This is a genomic window from Actinomycetota bacterium, assembly GCA_030776725.1.
GTDB lineage: Bacteria > Actinomycetota > Nitriliruptoria > Nitriliruptorales > JAHWKO01 > JAHWKW01.
The window spans coordinates 1-18,291 of the sequence record JALYHG010000232.1 but is presented as its reverse complement, the minus strand read 5'-3'; the positions used below and the strand labels follow the sequence as shown (position 1 = coordinate 18,291).

The 18,291-nt window shown below is 70.6% G+C and carries 19 protein-coding genes; 3 read left to right on the top strand and 16 right to left on the bottom strand.

From position 1 onward, the window contains the following. Window position 1: 1 nt before the first annotated feature. The 9 genes from M3N57_11315 to M3N57_11275 all read right to left on the bottom strand — a co-directional run bounded on the left by M3N57_11315 (window position 2) and on the right by M3N57_11275 (window position 8,635). The gene (locus M3N57_11315; protein ID MDP9023257.1) at window positions 2-829 is read right to left on the bottom strand and encodes a carbohydrate ABC transporter permease; all 828 of its coding nucleotides are present in this window, start codon (window positions 827-829) and stop codon (window positions 2-4) included. Beyond that, the gene (locus M3N57_11310) at window positions 826-1,677 is read right to left on the bottom strand and encodes a sugar ABC transporter permease (GenBank protein ID MDP9023256.1); all 852 of its coding nucleotides are present in this window, start codon (window positions 1,675-1,677) and stop codon (window positions 826-828) included. Before M3N57_11310 ends, M3N57_11315 begins: the two co-directional genes overlap by 4 nt. Before the next feature lie 135 nt (window positions 1,678-1,812). Further along, window positions 1,813-3,096, bottom strand: coding sequence for a sugar ABC transporter substrate-binding protein (locus M3N57_11305; GenBank protein MDP9023255.1), 1,284 nt, complete (start codon window positions 3,094-3,096; stop codon window positions 1,813-1,815). After that, entirely contained in the window at window positions 3,096-4,190 is a 1,095-nt protein-coding gene (locus M3N57_11300; protein ID MDP9023254.1) for a hypothetical protein, read from the bottom strand. The genes M3N57_11305 and M3N57_11300 overlap by 1 nt, the downstream gene beginning before the upstream one ends. Next, the gene (locus M3N57_11295; protein ID MDP9023253.1) at window positions 4,183-5,598 is read right to left on the bottom strand and encodes an FAD-binding protein; all 1,416 of its coding nucleotides are present in this window, start codon (window positions 5,596-5,598) and stop codon (window positions 4,183-4,185) included. The genes M3N57_11300 and M3N57_11295 overlap by 8 nt, the downstream gene beginning before the upstream one ends. Window positions 5,599-5,666: 68 nt before the next feature. Beyond that, the gene (locus M3N57_11290) at window positions 5,667-5,888 is read right to left on the bottom strand and encodes a DUF2905 domain-containing protein (GenBank protein ID MDP9023252.1); all 222 of its coding nucleotides are present in this window, start codon (window positions 5,886-5,888) and stop codon (window positions 5,667-5,669) included. 61 nt (window positions 5,889-5,949) lie between these two features. Further along, on the bottom strand, window positions 5,950-6,843 hold the full coding sequence (locus M3N57_11285) for an acyltransferase (protein ID MDP9023251.1): 894 nt from the start codon (window positions 6,841-6,843) through the stop codon (window positions 5,950-5,952). A gap of 21 nt (window positions 6,844-6,864) precedes the next feature. Then, window positions 6,865-7,821, bottom strand: coding sequence for a class I SAM-dependent methyltransferase (locus M3N57_11280; GenBank protein ID MDP9023250.1), 957 nt, complete (start codon window positions 7,819-7,821; stop codon window positions 6,865-6,867). Window positions 7,822-7,849: 28 nt separating this feature from the next. Beyond that, complete coding sequence (locus tag M3N57_11275) at window positions 7,850-8,635, bottom strand: enoyl-CoA hydratase/isomerase family protein (GenBank protein MDP9023249.1); 786 nt, start codon at window positions 8,633-8,635, stop codon at window positions 7,850-7,852. Between the two features lie 176 nt (window positions 8,636-8,811). Here M3N57_11275 and M3N57_11270 point away from each other — a divergent pair, with 176 nt between their 5' ends. Then, the gene (locus M3N57_11270) at window positions 8,812-10,188 is read left to right on the top strand and encodes a GNAT family N-acetyltransferase (GenBank protein MDP9023248.1); all 1,377 of its coding nucleotides are present in this window, start codon (window positions 8,812-8,814) and stop codon (window positions 10,186-10,188) included. Here M3N57_11270 and M3N57_11265 read toward each other — a convergent pair. The 7 genes from M3N57_11265 to M3N57_11235 all read right to left on the bottom strand — a co-directional run bounded on the left by M3N57_11265 (window position 10,185) and on the right by M3N57_11235 (window position 17,247). Continuing rightward, window positions 10,185-11,003, bottom strand: a complete 819-nt coding sequence (locus M3N57_11265; protein ID MDP9023247.1) for an NAD(P)H-binding protein — start codon at window positions 11,001-11,003, stop codon at window positions 10,185-10,187. The two genes, M3N57_11270 and M3N57_11265, sit on opposite strands and share 4 nt — an antisense overlap. Continuing rightward, window positions 10,991-11,878: a class I SAM-dependent methyltransferase gene (locus tag M3N57_11260; protein ID MDP9023246.1), complete on the bottom strand. Its 888-nt coding sequence runs from the start codon at window positions 11,876-11,878 to the stop codon at window positions 10,991-10,993. Before M3N57_11260 ends, M3N57_11265 begins: the two co-directional genes overlap by 13 nt. A 2-nt stretch (window positions 11,879-11,880) precedes the next feature. Continuing rightward, the gene (locus M3N57_11255; GenBank protein MDP9023245.1) at window positions 11,881-13,551 is read right to left on the bottom strand and encodes a methylmalonyl-CoA mutase family protein; all 1,671 of its coding nucleotides are present in this window, start codon (window positions 13,549-13,551) and stop codon (window positions 11,881-11,883) included. Window positions 13,552-13,633: 82 nt separating this feature from the next. Beyond that, complete coding sequence (locus M3N57_11250) at window positions 13,634-13,837, bottom strand: hypothetical protein (protein ID MDP9023244.1); 204 nt, start codon at window positions 13,835-13,837, stop codon at window positions 13,634-13,636. Window positions 13,838-13,973: 136 nt separating this feature from the next. Next, window positions 13,974-15,011, bottom strand: coding sequence for an MBL fold metallo-hydrolase (locus M3N57_11245; GenBank protein MDP9023243.1), 1,038 nt, complete (start codon window positions 15,009-15,011; stop codon window positions 13,974-13,976). Between the two features lie 34 nt (window positions 15,012-15,045). After that, the gene (gene meaB, locus M3N57_11240; GenBank protein ID MDP9023242.1) at window positions 15,046-16,029 is read right to left on the bottom strand and encodes a methylmalonyl Co-A mutase-associated GTPase MeaB; all 984 of its coding nucleotides are present in this window, start codon (window positions 16,027-16,029) and stop codon (window positions 15,046-15,048) included. Between the two features lie 3 nt (window positions 16,030-16,032). Continuing rightward, window positions 16,033-17,247, bottom strand: a complete 1,215-nt coding sequence (locus M3N57_11235; GenBank protein MDP9023241.1) for an acetyl-CoA C-acetyltransferase — start codon at window positions 17,245-17,247, stop codon at window positions 16,033-16,035. Window positions 17,248-17,384: 137 nt separating this feature from the next. Between M3N57_11235 and mce the strand changes: the two genes are divergently transcribed. Continuing rightward, entirely contained in the window at window positions 17,385-17,822 is a 438-nt protein-coding gene (mce, locus tag M3N57_11230) for a methylmalonyl-CoA epimerase (protein MDP9023240.1), read from the top strand. Next, a partial coding sequence (locus tag M3N57_11225; protein MDP9023239.1) for a glycosyltransferase occupies window positions 17,819-18,291 on the top strand: 473 nt, incomplete at its 3' end. The genes mce and M3N57_11225, both read left to right, overlap by 4 nt.

Below are 18,291 nucleotides of genomic sequence, written 5' to 3'. Positions count from 1 at the left end.
CTCAGCCTTTGACGGACCCGGCGATCATGCCCTGGGTGAGCCGCCGGTGGACGAAGAGGAAGAAGACGACGACCGGCAAGGTGAAGAGCACGCTCGCGGCCATGATCCCTCCCCAATCGATGTGTGCGAGGCCCTCGAACCGCGCGAGCGCGACGGGGAGGGTGTAGGTCTGCTCGTCGGTGATGAACGTGAGCGCGACGAAGAACTCCCGCCACGCAGCGATGAACGCGAAGACGCCGACCGCGGCGAGGCCGGGTCCGGCGAGCGGCAGGACCACCCGGAGCATCGCCCCGACGCGCGTCGCCCCGTCGACCATCGCCGCCTCCTCCAGCTCCTCCGGGATACCGAGGAAGAAGCCGCGGAGGATCCAGATCGACAGCGGCGTCGTGAACGCCATGTAGGTGACGACGAGCCCGAGGAGCGAGTCGAGCAAGCCGAGGTTCCGCATGACGATGAACAGCGGGATGATGAGCGCCGCGATCGGGAACATCTGCGTGCTCAGCACGACGAGGACGAGGTAGCGGCGCAGCGGCAGCTTGAAGCGGGCCAGCGAGTAGCCGGCGAGCGCCGCGACGCTGACGCCCGCGACCGTGGTGGTCACCGCGACGATCAGCGAGTTCCGCAGGTACGTCGCGAAGCCGCGGCGGAGCACGTCGACGTAGCGTTCGAGCACCAGTTCGCTGGGGATGAAGATCGGGGTCGCGGTAAGGATCTCCGGGCGGGGCTTGACCGAGGTGAGGATCATCCACAAGAACGGGAAGACGGCGAACAGGCCGACCGCCACTGCGGAGACGGCGATGCCGACGCGTCCCACCGTCCGGCGGATCACAGCTGCTCGTCCTCGTCTCTGGCGACGCGGATGTACAACAGCGTGAAGGCGACGAGGACCACGAACAGCGCAACCGCCAGCGCCGAGCCCATCCCGAAGTTCAGGCGGGTGAACGCCTCCCGGTAGACGGTGACGACGATCACCTCCGTGCGGCGTGCCGGTCCTCCACCGGTCATCACCATGACCTGGTCGAAGATCTTGAAGTCCCAGATCGTCGATATCACGAGCAGGACGAGGATGAGCGGCTTCAGCATCGGAAGCGTGACGTAGCGCAGACGCTTCCACGCGGTGGCGCCGTCGATCTGGGCCGCCTCGTGGACCTCCTTCGGGATCGACTGCAACCCCGCCAGCAGCGAGATCGCGACGAACGGGAACGACTGCCACACGACGACGAGCCAGACGACGAAGAGGGCCGGCACGCGGGCGTTGAACCACGGGTAGCCCGCGAACGTCTCCAGGCCGACCCCGGCGAGCGCCCAGTTCACGATCCCGTACTGGTCGTTGAACATCCACTTCCAGACGATCGTCGCCGCGACCGCGGGCACCGCCCAGGGCAGCAGCACCAGGACTCCCAGCAGCACCCGGCCGCGGAACCTCTGGTTCAGCAGCAGCGCAACCGCCAGTCCCAACAGCATGGTCCCGGCGACGGCCGAGAGCCCGAGAAGCGCCGTCTGGACGAAGACCATGCGCAGGTGGCTGTTGCGGAACAGCTCGATGTAGTTCCCGAGCCCCACGAACTCCATATCGCCGGTGACCAGCGACTGCAGCCCCGCCTCGTGGACCGACAGCCAGAAGGTGCGCGCGAGCGGGTAGAAGATGACGCCGAAGATGACGATCACGGCGGGCACGACGAGCACGATCGGTAGCGCCCGGGATTCGAACCACGTCCGGTCCCACCTCGCCTGCGGCGGCGCCGGCCCGCCGGGCCGCCGCAGACGTGGGTCTTGCGTCGGGGTCTGTGCCGGTGCGGACACGGACGTTCCTCAGCCGGCGAAGGCCTCGTTCATGCGCTCCGCGACCTCGTTGAGGGCCTCCTCGACGGTGCGCTCACCTCCCAGGATCTGCTCCATCGCGGTGACGAAGACGCCTTCACCCTCGAGCGTGCCCCACGCGCCCGACGCCGGGTAGGTGCGGGAGTGGTCGCGCAGCTGCTCGGCGAAGGGGCTGTACAGGGGGTCGTCGAGCAGCCCGGAAGCCTCGATCCCGCTCTCGGTCCCCGGAAGGAAACCGAGTTCCGTCGCGAACTCCGCGACCCGTTCCTCTTCCAGCATGTGGTTGATGAACTGCTGGGCGAGATCAGGGTTGTCGCTGCCCTCGAAGATGACGAAGTGGCTGCCTCCGGCGAACGCGGCGCGGTTGCCGGCCGGCCCTTCGGGGGTCAGGACCGACTCGACCTTGCCCTCGAGGTCCGGGGCGCTGTCGAGGATGGCGGACAGATCCCACCCCCCGCCGATCATCATCGCGAAGTCGCCGGCCGCGAAGGCCTCGCGTAGGTCGGCGGAGTTCCACCCCAGCGCGCCTTCCGGAGCCCAGCCACGCTCGAACAGGTCCGCGTAGGTGGTCCAGGCCTCGACCGCCTCGGGCGAGTTGATCCTCGACTCCCACGTGCCGCCGGTCTCGACGGCGATCTCACCGCCCCACTGCCAGATCATCGGTAGGTACAGGTGCGTGTACCCGCCGATCACCCCGAACGGGAAGAGATCGGTCTGGTCGTCGATCACCTTCCCGGCCTCGATGAGCTCGTCCCAGGTCTGTGGCGGCTCCAAGCCGAGATCCTCGAAGACATCGGATCGGTAGATCAGCGCACGCGCACCTGCGTACCACGGGGCACCCAACGTCTCGCCCTCGATCGTCCCGCTCTCCACGAGGCTCTCGACGAAGTCCTGCTCGCCGGTCTGTACGGCAGCCAGTGCGCCCATCTCGCCGAACTCCGGCGTCCAGGTGGTACCCATCTCGGCGACGTCTGGCGTGCGGTCACCGGCGATCGAGGTGACGAACTGGTCGTGCGCTGCCGGCCACGGGACGAACTGCAGGTCCACGGTGGCGCCGGTGTCTTGCTGGAAGGCTTCGACCTGGTCGCGGACGATGTTCTCGACCGCTTCCGTGCCCGGCTGCATGATCCAGACCTCGATGCTCCCAGCAGCGGCGTCGCCCTGTTGCCCGTCAACCGGCTGGTCGGTGTCCGTCTCCGTCTCGGCGCCGCCACAGGCGGCGAACACCAGCAACAGAGCGGCGATCGCCGCTAGCTTGGACCGTGTTCGTTCCATCATCCCTCTCCCCTCTGGGACGCTGCATGCGTCCCGGTTGGTTCGTTCGTCGGCCGCCTGCTCGCTCCGTGACGGTGGAGGAGGAGACGTTCGTGGCAGGTGCGGTCATCGCGGGCGAGCAGCGCCGCGCCGTCGAGCGGATCTCCCTGTGGCGGGGTGACAACGGCTGTGGGTGCGAGCTGTGCGAGCTGTTCCCGGAAGGGGTCGAGGAGCAGATCGCGGTTCGAGAAGAGGCCGCCGGCCCACGACACCGCGACAGACCAGGAGGCGGCATCCGATCGCGGTGTGCGCGCCGCGAGTCGTTCGACGGCCGCAGCCGCGCTCCGGGCGAGATCTTCGGCGGCGTGCGTCCAGATCATCTGTGCGATCTCGTCACCGGCACGGGCTGCAACCGCCACCGCGTCGCTGAAGCCGGCGACGACGCGTGCAGGGTTCGTCGCCCCGTGGATGCGGGCAGGCAGGTTGTACAGCGGCCCGAGCCGATCCTCGGCGAGCTCGACGAGCACGGTGGGCGCGCCGCGACCATCACGGCGGGCGAGCGCAGCAGCGAGCCCGGAGCGCCCGATACGGAAGCCGCTGCCTGCGTCGCCGAGCAGGTAGCCACAACCGTCGACATGCACCGGTTCGCCGGTCGGGGAGACACCGAGCGTGGCCGCGCCCGTCCCTGCGAGCACGACGACGCCGGGGCGCCCGCCCAGCGCGCCCGCGTGAGCGATCGTCACGTCACTGGCAACGACCGATCTCACCTGTCCGTGCAGGCCGCTCAGGGCCTCGACGACTCGCTCCAGCTTCGTCGACGCCTGTTGCATGCCGGTCAGTCCGAGCGCCGCGCCCTGAACCGGCGGAGGATCCAGACGCTCGGTGAGCCGCCGGAGCGTGTCGACGACCGCCTGCTCACCGTCCAGATCGATGACCGTCGCCTCCGTCGCCTCCGTCACGACCTCCCCTGGCGTGCCGTCGACCACGACCACACCGCGGCAGCTCGTCCTGCCGAAGTCGTACGCGACGACAGCGGTCATCGTGAACTCGGCCGCCAGCTGCCGCCCCGACGGTAAGTCATCACCGACCCCGAGGCTGGCGATGCGATCATGCATCGCCGCCCTGGTGGAGTCGTACGGGCGGCCGCGGACCTCGCTCGATGATCACCTTCCCCGGGTTCAGGATGCTCCCCGGGTCGAAGGCATCCTTGACCCAACCGTGCACGTCAACGCCGGTCTGGCCCAACTCGCGCGCCAGGTGAGCGCGCTTGAGGACACCCACACCGTGCTCGCCGGTCACCGTGCCTCCGAGGCGCAGCGCGAGCTCGACGATGTCGTCGAACGCCGCACGGGCCACTGCCATCCCGGAGACATCGTCGCGGTCGAACACGATCGTCGGATGCATGTTCCCGTCACCGGCATGCCCGAACGTGCCGATGACCACCCCGCGCGCGGCGGAGATCTCCTCGATGCCGGCCAAGAGCTCCGGGACGCGGGCCGGCGGGACCGCGACGTCGTCGAGGAGCGTCGCACCCTGCCGTTCGAGCGCCTCGTACGCCAACCTGCGGACTGCCATCAGTTCGTCGGCCTCGTCCCGGTCCGACGACCTGGCGACGAACACGGCCCCAGCACCGCGACAGCACCGTTCGATCGTCTCCAACTCTTCTCCCGCCTCCGCGCCTGCGACGTCGGATTGGGCAACCAGCAGGGCGCCCGTATCAGGGCCGAACCCCATCCGCTTCCACTCGTTGATCGCCTGGATGGTCGTGCGGTCGAGCACCTCGAGCAGTGCGGGCACCGTCCTGCGCATGATCCGGGCGATGGCGTCGCCACACGACGCGAGGGCTCCGAACGTCGCCACGAGCGTGGCGGGAGGGGGACGTCGCGGGCGGAGACGGAGCGTCGCCTGCGTGATGATGCCGAGGGTCCCCTCCGAACCGACGAAGAGCGCGACGAGGTCGTAGCCGGCGACGCCTTTGACCGTCCTCCGTCCGAAGCGGGCGACGCGGGCGTCGGCGAGGACGACCTCCAGGCCGAGAACGAAGTCGCCGGTCACGCCGTACTTCACGCAGCAGAGTCCGCCGGCGTTCGTCGCCAGGTTCCCGCCGATCGTGGAGAACTCCCGGCTCGCCGGATCTGGCGGGTACCACAGCCCGTGAGCGGCGACCGCCGCCGCCAGCGCGGAGTTCAGCACTCCCGGTTCGACGACGGCCAAGAGGTTGTCGGGGTCGATCTCGACGATGCGGTCCATCCGCATCAGTGACACGATGATGCATCCGTCTATCGCGTTCGCCGCCCCGGACAGGCCCGAGCCGGCGCCCCGTGGCACCACCGGCGTACCCGACTCGGCGGCGATCCGCACGACCGTCGCCACCTCCTCAGCATCCCGCGGCAGGACGACACAGGCGGGATCGCCGGCCTCGGTGAGCCCCGCACGATCGCGCCGATAAGAGCCGAGGACGTCCCGGTCGGAGATGACCGCGTCTGTGGGCAGGACGACGCGGAGATCGTCCACGACGGTCACTGCAACCTCCCGGGCTCCACGCGACCGTAGCTGCTGGCTCGTCCGAGGTGCGCCAGACCGGGGTCACGTCACAGGAAGAACCGACCGAAGATGGTGAACAGGAGACTGAGCACCACCGAGATCAGCAGCATCGACACGATCGGGATGTAGACCCGGGTGTTGTGACCTTCGATGCGGATGTCTCCGGGGAGGCGACCGAACCAGGACAAGGCTCCGGACCAGATCAGCACGCCGACGATGACCGCCCCCACCCCCAGGGCGATCACCAGCATCCCGACCGTCCGGTTCACCTGCCCGATGCTACGCCGGGCCACTGCCGAGCGCGTGGTCGCCGGACGGCGGCCGCTGCGGTCAGGGACGGTCGGGTCGTTCGCCGGGGGGCGCCTCGAGCGGGTCGCCGGGGATCGGCCGACCGGAACGCAGCAGACCCAGCGCCTCATCCGGTGGCATGCCGCGCGGCAGCCGGGATCGCACCACCCGCACCGGAACCCCCGCCGCCACCGAGAACGGCGGGACGTCGCGGTTGACCAGGCAGTGGCTCGCGATCACCGAGCCGTCACCGACGTCGACGCCGCGCAGGACCGACGCTTTCTCCCCGATCCACACGTCACGACCGATGCGGACGGGGGCCTTGACGATGCCTTGGTCCTTGATCGGGACGTCGAGGCGATCGAAGCGGTGGTCGAAGTCAACGACGTACACCCAGTCGGCGATGATGCTGGCGCCGCCGACCTCGACATCGAGGTAGGCGTTGACGACGTTGTCGCGGCCCATGACCACCTTCTCGCCGAGCGTGAGCTGCCCTTCGTGAGCGCGGAGCTTGTTGTCGTTCCCGATCCAGCACCACGGACCGATCACGAGCCGGCCGTGTCCGGGGCGGGCGTACAGCTCCACCCGCCGACCGGTGAACACCAGACCCTGGAACTCCACGCCGGGGCTGCGCAGTCGGTGCCACAGGTAGCGACGGAACAGCTGGCGGTACTGGGCCGTGTGCATCCGTCGATGCAGCGCGAACCGGATGGCCTGGCGCCATCCCCAACGGGGGTAGCGCAGCCGCGGTGGTGGCCGCAACCGCAGGGCGTCGGGCAAGTCCAGCTCCGCTGCGAGGTCGGAGGCGAGCAACGCGGCACGGCGAGTGCTCTCCCGTGCGACCGCTGCGGCGACCGCCCGGTCGACGTGGTGACGGAGCGCCTCGTCGACGACGTCCTGGTCGACGTGCGCTGTGACAGCGTCGGGCTCGCTCATCGTGAAGCCGCCGTGAAGCCCTCAGGTCTTCCGTGCGTGGAGGATGACGTTGTAGAACAGGTCACGTGGCACGACGCGCGACAGCAGCCGTTCGTCGAGCGTCTGCAGGCGGAGGAACGTGCGGTGGGCCCAGTGGGCCCAGCGCGCCCCGAGCTTGCCGGGGGCCGTCGAGCCCTCGATGGTGCGCACCGCCCAACCGAACCAGTTGGCGGTGAGATCCTCGGTGACCGTCCGGACGTCGCCGAAGCCGGCGTCGTGGGCGATCCGTTCCACGTCACCGGGCGCGAAGGTGTGCAGGTCGACCTCCCACTCCAACGCGGACACGTCCGGGTCGCCGTCGAACTCACCGTGGTCCTCGCCGGTGTGACCGGGCGGGCGGCGCCACGACCGCAGTGGTGGCAGTGCCGTCACCGCCCGGAACCCGAGGTAGGTTCCCCGCTTCACCCGCCGCAGGATCCTGTCGCCCCACAGGCTGGGCTCCCCGGCGACCACCAGCGACCCTCCCGGCTTGAGGATCCGGTAGGCCTCGCGGACAGCCGCCGCGGGATCGGGCAGGTGGTGCAGGAACGCGTGGCCGATCACCAGGTCGAAGCGCTCGTCGGCGTACGGCAGTGCCTCCGCGTCCGCGTGCGCGGCCGCCACCTGCAGGCCGTGCTCGGAGGCGTTGCGGACACACACGGCCAGCATCCCCTGCGAGATGTCGGTGACGTGCACGTCGTCGCCGACGATCCCCGCCTGCCACAGGTTGGTCACGAAGAACCCGGTGCCCGCGCCGACCTCCAGGACGTGGTCGAAGCGCCCGCCGTCGGGGATGGCTTTCCGGAACCGGTCACGGGAGTAGGAGATGCAGCGCTCGTCGTAGGAGATCGAGAACTTCGCGTCGTAGTTCCGCGCCTCCCAGTCGTGGTAGACGGACTGCTTCTGCTTGATCCCCATCTGGGAGACGTCCCGGCGGGTGCCGGTGCGGTTGGCGGCCATGGTCCCTCCATGCCTGTTCGCGGTCGCACTACCGTCCGGTGAACTCCCCCTTCCCCGGTCCCTGCTCGATGAAGCTGCGCACTCCGATCCGCGCATCTTCGGTGGCGAAGCACTGAGCGAACAGGGACGACTCCAGGCGCACGCCCTCCTCGAGCGCCATCTCGACGCCGTCGCTGATCGCCTGTTTGGCCAGCCGCAAGGCGTAGGGGCCGGCGGCGAACCCGGCCGCTGCCGCCACCGCCGCGTCGTACAGCTCGGCGGCGGGGTACACCCGGTCGACCAGCCCCCAACGCTCCGCCTGCTGGGCGGACACAGTCCGTCCGGAGTAGATCAGGTCCTTGGCCCGCGACAGGCCGATCAGACGCGGTAGACGCTGGGTCCCGCCGGCGCCGGGGATCAGCCCGAGCAGGATCTCCGGTTGGCCGAGCGTGGCATCATCGGCGGCGTACCGGAAGTCGCATGCCATCGCCAGCTCGCACCCGCCACCCAGGGCGTAGCCGTGCACGGCGGCGATCGTCACCTGCGGCAGCTGCTCCACCGCGGCGAGGCTGTCGCGCAGCAGCGGCCCCAGCTCGTCTCGGGCGGTGCGGACGTCGAGGCCGGGGAACTCCTTGACGTCGGCCCCGGCCGCGAAGACGTTCGGGCCGCCCCACACCACCACCGCTCCCACGTCGTCGCGGTCACGGGCTTCACGCGCTGCCTCGGCGAGCTCCCGCCACACCTGCCGGCTGAGCGCGTTCATCTTGGGGCGGTCCAGGCGGATGGTCCCCACCCGGCGTGCGGCATCCACCTCGAGCGTCACGTAGTCACCCATGAAGGACCGATCGTCTCCGGCGACGAGCGGGCGATCGTGCGCCGGTCCGCGGTGTGTGCTGCCCCGACCGGTGGCGCTTGTTGCAGCACGAGTTGATCTCGAGCGTCGATCGCCCTCGCGTAGCCTCCCTCGGAAAGGCGCCGCGGAGTGTAGAGGAGCGGTCGGGTGCGCGAGCCGTGAGCCGCCAGACCCTCCTGGCCGTGGCGGGCGGGTTCGGCGCTGGGTTCCTCGCCGGTTTGTTCGGCATCGGCGGTGGTGTGCTGCTGGTCCCGGTGCTGGTGCTGGTGCTGCACCGCCCGCAACACGTCGCACATGCCACGTCGCTCGTGGCGATCGTGATCCCTGCCGCGGTGGGTGCCACCCGGTTCGCGTTCGACGGGGCAGTGGCCTGGTTGGGAGCCGCGACCGTGGCGGTCGGGGCGGTGGCTGGGGTCCAGGGCGGGGCGTGGCTGATGCCACGCGTCCGGGAACGACGGCTGCGGTGGCTGTTCGCGGGGTTGCTCGCGGTCATGGCGGTCCGGCTACTGGTCTCCGGCTCGTCCGAACCGACCGGCGGGGGCGCTGTGGTGCACGTCGCTTGGTCGTCGCTCGCCGCGCACCTCGGCCTGGGGTTGGTCACCGGCGCGGTGTCGGCCCTGCTCGGCATCGGCGGGGGTGCGATCATCGTGCCGGCGCTGGTCATCCTGTTCGGGTACGGCCAGCACCTGGCCGAGGGCACGTCGTTGGCGATCATCCTGCCGACCGCGGCGCTCGGTGCGCTCACCCACGCCCGTCGCGGGTACAGCGATTGGCGGGCGGGACTCGAGCTGGGGCTCGGCGGGATGATCGGGGCGCTGCTCGGCGCGGAGCTCGCCCTGGCGCTCCCGGCGCCGGTGCTGTCGCGAGCGTTCGCCGTGTTGCTGGCGGTCGTCACCGTCCTGCTGGTCCGTGAGGCTCGCTCGGACGACGAGCAGCACCCAGAGGCGGACGGGGCCGACCGGGTGTCGGTCCGCCCGCTCAGCCCGGAGCTGACGGATGCGTGGCTGGACTTCCTCGGCGGCGACGCGTTCCCGGATGGGCAGCCGTGGGCGGGTTCCTACTGCGCCTACGACACCTTCCCGGGGCCGGCCGACGAGTTCGATCCGAGCGACGCCGCCCGCAACCGTGCCCGCATGCAGCAGCTGGCCGAGGTCGGTCTGGTCCGGGGATGGGTGGCGTTCGACCGCGACCGCGCGGTCGGGTGGTGCCATGCCACGTCGCGCGTCGAACTGCCACACCTCAAGGTCCCGGCGCCGCTGCCCGCGCGCACCCAACGAACGGCGGTCGTCGCGTGCCTCGTGGTGGCGCCTGACGGGTACGGCCGGGGCGTCGCACAGCGGCTCCTCGACGCCGCCGTCGACGCCTTCGAGCGTCAGGGCTTCCACACCGTCGAGGCGTACCCGCCGCGCTCCGACGACTCGCCGGAGCGCCTGTACCGGGGCGATCTGGTGCTCTACGAACACGCCGGCTTCGACGTGGTCGTGGAGCTCGACGACCACTACGTCGTGCGCAGGTCTCTCGGCGAGAGCGACTAGGGCGGCGGCGAGGTGGCCGCCAGCGGGGAGCGCGGTGTGATGCCGGCGAGCGTCCACGCGTCGCTGACGTCAGGTGTGGAGGTCCACGGCCCGCCGAGCGCCTCCCGGAGCGTCTCGTTCGCGCCGGAGCGCAGCCGCGTCGCCGTGCGGGCCGCCAACGACAGCGGGGTGATGCCGACCCGACGCAGGTAGTCGCCCAGCGGGACGACCTCCGGCCCGTCGGCGGCCAGGACGATGTGGCGGTCGCCGACCAGGTCGCGACGCTCGTCCAGCGAGGCGAGCACGTCCACCAGGTCCTCGACCGCAACCGGTGCGACGGCGTTGTCGAGGGTGGAACGGCCCAGCGGTGTGCGGGCCAACGCCGCGCGCAGCTCCTCGGTGTCGACCAGCGACGGCCGCACGACGACGCTCGGGAAGTCCACCGCCTCGACGACCGCCTCGGCCTCACCGGCCACGGTGCGGACCCGGTCCGGCGCTCCGGGGTCGGGCCCGGGCAGCGACACGGCGATGAGCCGTCGGACGCCGGCCCCGACCGCCGCAGCGACCACCGTGGCGGTCTCCTCCAACAGCTGCTCGGGGATGTCGACGTCGAGCCGGACAGCGAAGTGGACCACGGTGTGGACCTGCTCCATGGCGGTCTCGAGGTGGCCCTCGTCGAGCAGGGATCCGGAGGCGCAGACGGCACCGGCCTGGCGCAGCAGCGCCAGCGGGGCGTCGGGGCCACAGTACGCACGCACCTCCCCGCCGGTCGCGGCGATGCGGTGCACCAGCGCCTGCCCGACGGCGGTCTCTGCGGCCGTGATCAGGACCGGCATGGTCGGTCTCCTTGGCGCGCGAGGATGGAGAACGTCTGCGGGATGCGGCACTGGAGGTGGTCCGGCAGGTTCGGGAACGGGTCCCAGTACGGCTCGGGGTGCTCGCCGAGGTGGACGATGCGCAGCCCCGCGTCGGTGATGGCCGCGAACAGGTCCGCGAAGGTCCACAGCCGGTCGTGGGTCAGCAGTGCCTCGTCAGCGGGGATACCTAGGTGGTCGACGAAGCTCTGCGAGAAGCCGTACCCCGCAGACGAGCCGTGGAAGTAGTCGACGCCGCTGTAGGCCAGGTGGTCGGCGTCGGCGTCGAACAGGTGGCTCGCCGGGTGGTCGTCGAACAGGCTGAGCCACCCGCCGGGTGCCAGCAGCCGGGCCACCACGCGCGCCCATCCGTCGAGGTCGTGGAGCCAGCCGATCGCGCCCCGTCCGGTGTAGACCAGGTCCACGTTGCCATCCAGCTCACGCGGGGCGTCGAGCACGTCACAGCAGTGGAACGTCGCGGCGGCGGCGAGCGCGGCGGTCTTGCGGCGCGCGTTGCGAACATGCGCCTCGGCGATGTCGATGCCGACGACCCGGCGGGCGCCCTCGTTGAGCAGCGACAGGGTGTCGCGCCCAGATGCGCACTGCAGGTGGACGGCGAGTCCGCACCACTGGGTCAGCGGACCGGCGTGTTGGGTCAGAAGGTCCCGCTCGATGGGATGCACGGTGCTGGCGCCGCTTCGAAGCAACGCGATGTCGTCGTCGACCTGGTCGGTGTAGTGCGCTGCGGCTCGTTCCCAGCTGGCCTTGTTGGCGACGTGGCGACGGCGGATCTCCGCCGGGGTGGAGGCGGCATCCTCCTCCCACCACTCCATCGGCACGGCGTCTTGCTGCTCCACGCCTACAGCCGCGCAGGCTCGGTGTAGGTGCCCCAGACGTCCTGCAGCGCCTCGGAGATCTCCCCCACCGTGCAGTCGACCCGGACAGCGTCCATGATCACCGGCACGAGGTTGTCGTCGCTCTGCGCTGCCGCCCGCAGCCGGTCGAGCGCGCCTGCGACGTCGCCGTCGTCGCGGGCCGCCCGCACGTCGGCGACCCGCTGGCGCTGTGCCCGTTCGATCTCGTGAGAGATCCGCAGGACGTCCAGCTCGTCGTTGTCGGTCGGGTCGGTGTAGGCGTTGACGCCGACCATCACGAAGTCACCCTTCTCCATCCGCTGCTGGAAGGCGAAGGCGGCGTCGGCGATCTCCGACATGAACCAGCCGTCGTCGATGCCGCGCAGGATCCCCTCGATCATCGACCCGGCCGGGCTCATCTCCTCGATGCGGCGGAGGTAGTCCTCGGCGCGGCGCTCGAGTTCATCGGTGAGCGCCTCGACGTACCAGGAACCGCCCAGCGGATCGATGACGTTGGTCACGCCGGTCTCCTCGGCGAGGATCTGCTGGGTGCGCAACGCGACCTTGGCGGCGTGGTCGGACGGCAGCGCGAGGACCTCATCGAGCGCGTTGGTGTGCAGCGACTGGGTGCCACCGAGGACGGCCGCCAGCGCCTCGATCGTGGTCCGCGTGACGTTGTTGTCGGGCTGCTGCGCGGTGAGCGACACACCGGCCGTCTGGGTGTGGAACCGCATCAGCATGGCCCGCTCGTCACGTGCGCCGTAGCGCTCGTTCAGCCAACGGGCCCAGATCCGCCGCGCCGCGCGGAACTTGGCGATCTCCTCGAAGAAATCGATGTGGGCGTCGAAGAAGAAGCTGAAGCGCGGGACGAACACGTCGACGTCGAGACCGCGCTGCTGGCCGAGTTCGACGTACGCGAACCCGTCGGCGAGCGTGAACGCGAGTTCCTGCGCGGCGGTCGAGCCGGCCTCGCGGATGTGGTAGCCGGAGATCGACAACGGGTGGTACCGCGGCACCCGTTCGGTGCAGAACTCGATCAGGTCACCGATCAGCTTCAGATGCGGTCGCGGCGGGAACAGCCACTCCTTCTGGGCGATGTACTCCTTGAGGATGTCGGTCTGCAGGGTCCCGCCCAGCTGATCGAGGGTCCAGCCTTGGCGCTCGGCGACGACGGCGTACATGCAGAAGAGGGTCACCGCCGAGGCGTTGATCGTCATGGAGGTCGTCAGCTCCCCGAGCGGCAGCCCGTCGAACAGGCGCTCCATGTCTCGGACGGAGTCGACCGCGACGCCGCAGTGGCCGACCTCGCCGAACGCGCGCGGGTCGTCGGAGTCCAGCCCCATCAGGGTGGGCATGTCGAACGCGACGGACAGGCCGTGCTGGCCGGCGTTGACGAGGTCGTGGTAGCGCCGGTTGGTCTGCTCGGCGTCGGCGAACCCTGCGAACTGGCGGATCGTCCACCTGCGTCCGCGGTACATCGAGGGGTACACGCCGCGCGTGTAGGGGTACCCCCCGGGATAGCCGATGCGGTCGGCGTCCAGCGTGACGTTGTGCGGGCCGTAGACGGGGTCGAGCGGCACCCCGGAGATGGTCCGGAACGGTCCGTCACGTTCCGGGCTGGCGGCGTACCGTTCGCGCCACCGTTCGTACAGCTCATCCCAGCGCGACTCGGCCATGTGCCGGGTTCCTCCTCGTCGCGAGGCCCGCTGGACCGCAACACGGCCAGTCTGCCACGCCGCCACGACCCCGCACGTGCCGTCAGCTGCCCGTCTCGTCCTCCTCGGGGCCGCCTTCGGGCGCCTGCGACCGTTGGGTGAACGACGTGCCTCCCGCAGCGCCGGGGTCGTCCACGACCTCGTCGGGGTGGGTGTCGGGCGTCGTGCTCCGCCCGAGCTCCACGCCGCAGTTGTCGCAGTAGTGGGTCGCGGGGGGGTTGTCGTACCCGCAGTTGACGCAGATCACGGGGCCTCCTGGCCTGTCGCCGCACGTGTGCGAGACGGTAACCGTCGGATCGCAGGCGCGGGGGGGCGGTTACGGTCCACCGTCGCGGGGAGCGGAACAGCTGGCCAGATGACGGCCGTCCGCTTCCGGGTGGGGTTCACGTGGGCGGCGACCACCGGGCCGGGCGGTCACCGATCCGCGCGAGAACACCGCGTCGCTCGAGCAGGAGCAGGTGGGCGTGGACCTCGGCGACGGCCATGCGCCGCATGAAGCCCTCGATGCGGTCCCACGGGCGGGACCACGACAGGCGCTGTGCCACCTCCCAGGCGGTCTGGGCGCCGGCCGCAGCGATGTCGGTGATCTCATTGAGGCGCTGCTCGTGGTGGCGGAGCAACTCGTCGACGCGCGCCGCCAGGCCGTGGAAGCGCCACTCGTGCGCTGGCAACGCCAGGACGTCGCTCTCGCCACGGACCCGTTCCAGCGACCTGAGGTAGTCCCCCAGCGGGTCGGGGCCCGACTGCGGGTGGTAGGACACGTTGGGGGTGATGCGCGGCAGGACGTGATCGCCGGTGAACACGATGTGCAGCCGGTTCTCGCGGAAGCACAGGTGGCCCGGGGTGTGGCCGGGCGTGTGGATCGCGGTGAGCTCCCAGCCCGGCAGGTCGACGCGGGACCCGTCCTCGATCAGGATGTCCGGCTCGGCGAGCGCGACGAACTCGCGCACCTCGACGCTGGCGGTGGCCAGCGCGCCGACCTCGTCGGCGGGAACGCCGGCCTCGACCAGGACGTCGCGGGTTGCCTCGACGAGGTCGTCGATGTGGATGTAGCGGTCGGCCAGCAGCGCGGCGTCGGCAGGGTGCAGGGCCACCCAGCACCCGGACGCATCCCGGATCCGCCCCGCCAGCCCGTAGTGGTCGGGGTGCAGGTGTGTGACCAGGACCCCGGCCACGTCGGCGACGGTCGCCCCGACCTCGGCCAGGCCCGCGCCGAGCGCGTCCCACGCCTCGGTGGTGTCCCATCCGGCATCGATCAGGACCAGGCTGTCACCGACCTGCAGCGCGTGGACCAGGACGTAGCGCAGCGGGTTGATCGGGATGGGGACCGGGAGCACCCACACTCCCGGGACGACCTCGTCGACCGGTGGCAGCGGGAGGCTGGCCGCCTGTGCGCCCACCACGGTCCCTGTCGCCGCCAACCGTGCCGTTGTAGCACCGCGGGTCGAGAAGCGGTCAGGCCTCCAACGCCTCGAGGAGCTGGTCGGCGGCCGCGTAGGGGGTGAGTTCTCGCGCCGCGACGTCCTCCGCGAGCCTGTCGAGGAGAGGGTCGGTGGCGCCAGCCGCCGTCGCCATCCGTTCACGGACCTGTGCGACGGCGATCTCGCGGATGGTCTGGCGGGCGCGCTCCCGGCGTCGCACGTCGAGGATCCCGTGGTCGACGAGGTAGCGGTGGTGCCGTTCGAGGGCATCGACGAGTTCCGTGATCCCGTCTCCGCGGACCGCGACCGTGCGAACGATCGGGGGCATCCACCGGTGTTCGTCCGGGCCGCCGGACGACAGCTGGTGTCCGAGTTCCAGCATGGCGCGCAGCTCGGACTCGGTCCTGCCCGCCCCGCCGTGGTCGGCCTTGTTGATCACGAAGACGTCGGCGACCTCCAAGATGCCAGCCTTCGCCGCCTGGATGCTGTCGCCCATGCCCGGGGCGACGCACACAACGGTGGTGTCCGCGGTGGCAGCGACCTCGACCTCGGACTGGCCCACCCCGACCGTCTCGATGATCGCGACGTCGAAACCGGCGGCGTCGAGGACCAGGACGGCCTGGGGCGTCGCGAACGCGATCCCGCCCAGGTGCCCGCGGGCCGCCATCGACCGGATGAACACCCCCGGATCGGCGTAGTGCGACTGCATCCGGACGCGGTCGCCGAGGAGCGCCCCGCCGGTGAACGGCGAGGACGGGTCGATGGCCACGACCGCCACGGTCTGGCCCCTCGACCGCAGCTCCGCAGCGAGGCTGTTGGTCAGGGTCGACTTGCCCACACCCGGCGACCCGGTGACGCCGATGACCCGTGCGTTCCCGGTCCGCGGGTGCAGCGCCTCGACCACGTCACGCAGGACGTGGGGACCGCCGTCCTGGATCAGCGTCAGCAACCGGGCCAGGGCACGGCGTTCGCCCTTGTCGAGGCCCTCGATCAGGTCGCCGACGTCCGCCGAGGTCACCCGCTACGAGACGACCGGGTCGTGATCGGAGACGTCGACCACCAGCGCGTCCCCCTGTCCGCCGCCGCCGCACAGCGCTGCGACGCCGCGCCCACCGCCGCGGCGGGCCAGCTCAGCCAACAGCGTGATGGTGATCCGGGCACCGGTCGCGCCGATCGGGTGGCCCAGGGCGACCGCGCCGCCGTTGACGTTCACCCGGTCCTCGTCGAGGCCGAGGTCACGGACGGACTGGATCGCGACCGCTGCGAACGCCTCGTTGATCTCGTACAGGTCGTAGGCGGCCGGATCGTCGCCAAGCCGCTCGGAGACCGCCGCGATGGCCCGGCTGGGCTGGTTGTGCAGGGAGCTGTCGGGGCCGGCGACCGTCGCCCAACCCCGGACCGTGCCCAGGGCGCTCAAGCCGAGCTCGTCGGCCTTGTCGCGCGATGTGAGGACGAGTGCGGCAGCCCCGTCCGAGATCTGCGACGCGTTCCCGGCGGTGATCGTGCCCTGTTGGCTGAACGCGGGGCGCAGACCTGCCAGGCGCTCGGCGGTCGTGCCAGGTCGCATGCCCTCGTCCTGCTCGACGATCACGGCCTCACCTCGGTTGCCCCGGCCCGAGGGGACCTGCACCGAGACCACCTCGTCGGCGAAGAGGCCCTCCTTCCAGGCGGTCACGGCCCGCTCGTGCGACCGGGCGGCCCACTCGTCCTGCGCCTCGCGGTCGATCTGCAGCCGGGTGTTCACGTCGTCGCTGGCAGCTCCCATGCTGACGTGCTCGAACGGGTCGGTCAGCCCATCCCACATCATCGCATCGACCAGGGTCCCGTCACCCATGCGGTACCCGAAACGGCCCTGGGGCAGCAGGTACGGGGCGTTGGTCATCGACTCCATCCCCCCGGCGACGACCACGTCGAAGTCACCGGCGCGGATCAGCCGGTCCGCGTCGGCGATGGCGGTCATCCCCGACAGGCACACCTTGTTGACGGTCACTGCTGGGGTGGTCATCGGCACGCCGGCTTCCACCGCGGCCTGCCGAGCGGTGATCTGTCCCTGGCCGGCCTGCAGCACGTGACCCATCACCACGTAGCCGACCTGTTCGGGAGCGACGCCGGCCTTGCGCAGCGCCGCGTCGATCGCGATGGCACCGAGGTTCGTGGCCGACAGCGGCGCGAGGCCACCGCTGAACCTCGCGATCGGCGTGCGGGCGTAGCCGACGATGACGGTTTGGTTGCTCACAGGCCGTTCTCCTGGCGTGGGTGCCGCGCCATCGTACGCGCAGCGGTGAGCGCCTCCCGCAAGCGGCCAGCTGGACGGCCCGGCGGTTGGCGGACGTCGGCGGCGAGCCGGCAGGATGAGCGCGGCCCGATCGGAGGATGCCTGTGGAGCTGACCCGCATCGAACAGGTCGCGTTCGCGGTCGACGATCTCGACGTTGCCATCGCGCTGTGGGAAGGGGTGTTCGGGGCGGAGCTGGAAGGGCGCGAGGTGCTCGAGACGGACCTCGTGGAGGAAGCGATGCTCCGGGTGGGCGACGGCTACATCCAGCTGATCGCGCCGACCAGCGAAGGTTCGACCGTTGCGCGGTTCCTCGACCGTCACGGCCCCGGGATGCACCACGTCGCCTTCGCGGTCCCCTCCGTCGCCGACGCGCTGGCCGAGCTCAGCGACGCCGGGGTTCGTCTGATCGACACCGCCCCGCGCCGAGGCGGTGGGGGGCACACCGTTGCGTTCGTCCACCCGGCGAGCACCGGCGGGGTGCTGGTGGAGCTGGTCGAGGACCGGGAAGCGGACGAGCATCCGGCTGCCTCGTGACCGCCAGCGGCACCGTCATCATCCCCGCGTACAACGAGGAAGCGACGATCGGTGACGTGATCGATGCGGCGAAGTCCGCGGGACTCGTCGAGGAGGTCATCGTCGTCGACAACGGCTCGACGGACGCGACCGCCGAGGTGGCCCGCCGGCACGGCGCTCGCGTCGTCACCGAGCCGCGCGCCGGGAAGGGACGCGCGATGGTCGCTGGCGTCGCCGCCGCCGACTCCGACGTGATCTGCTTCCTCGACGCCGACCTGGTGGATCTCCGTCCCGATCACGTCGACCGACTGATCGGTGCGGTGTCGATCGGCGGGGCGGGCATGTCGCTCGGCCTGTTCGACCGGGGTCCGGTCGCGAACTGGTTCTTCCTGCACGTGCTCCCGAAGCTGACCGGCGAACGGGCGATGAGACGTGACCTGTTCGAGTCGCTGGATCCCGAGGACATCGTTGGGTACGAGGTCGAGGCGAC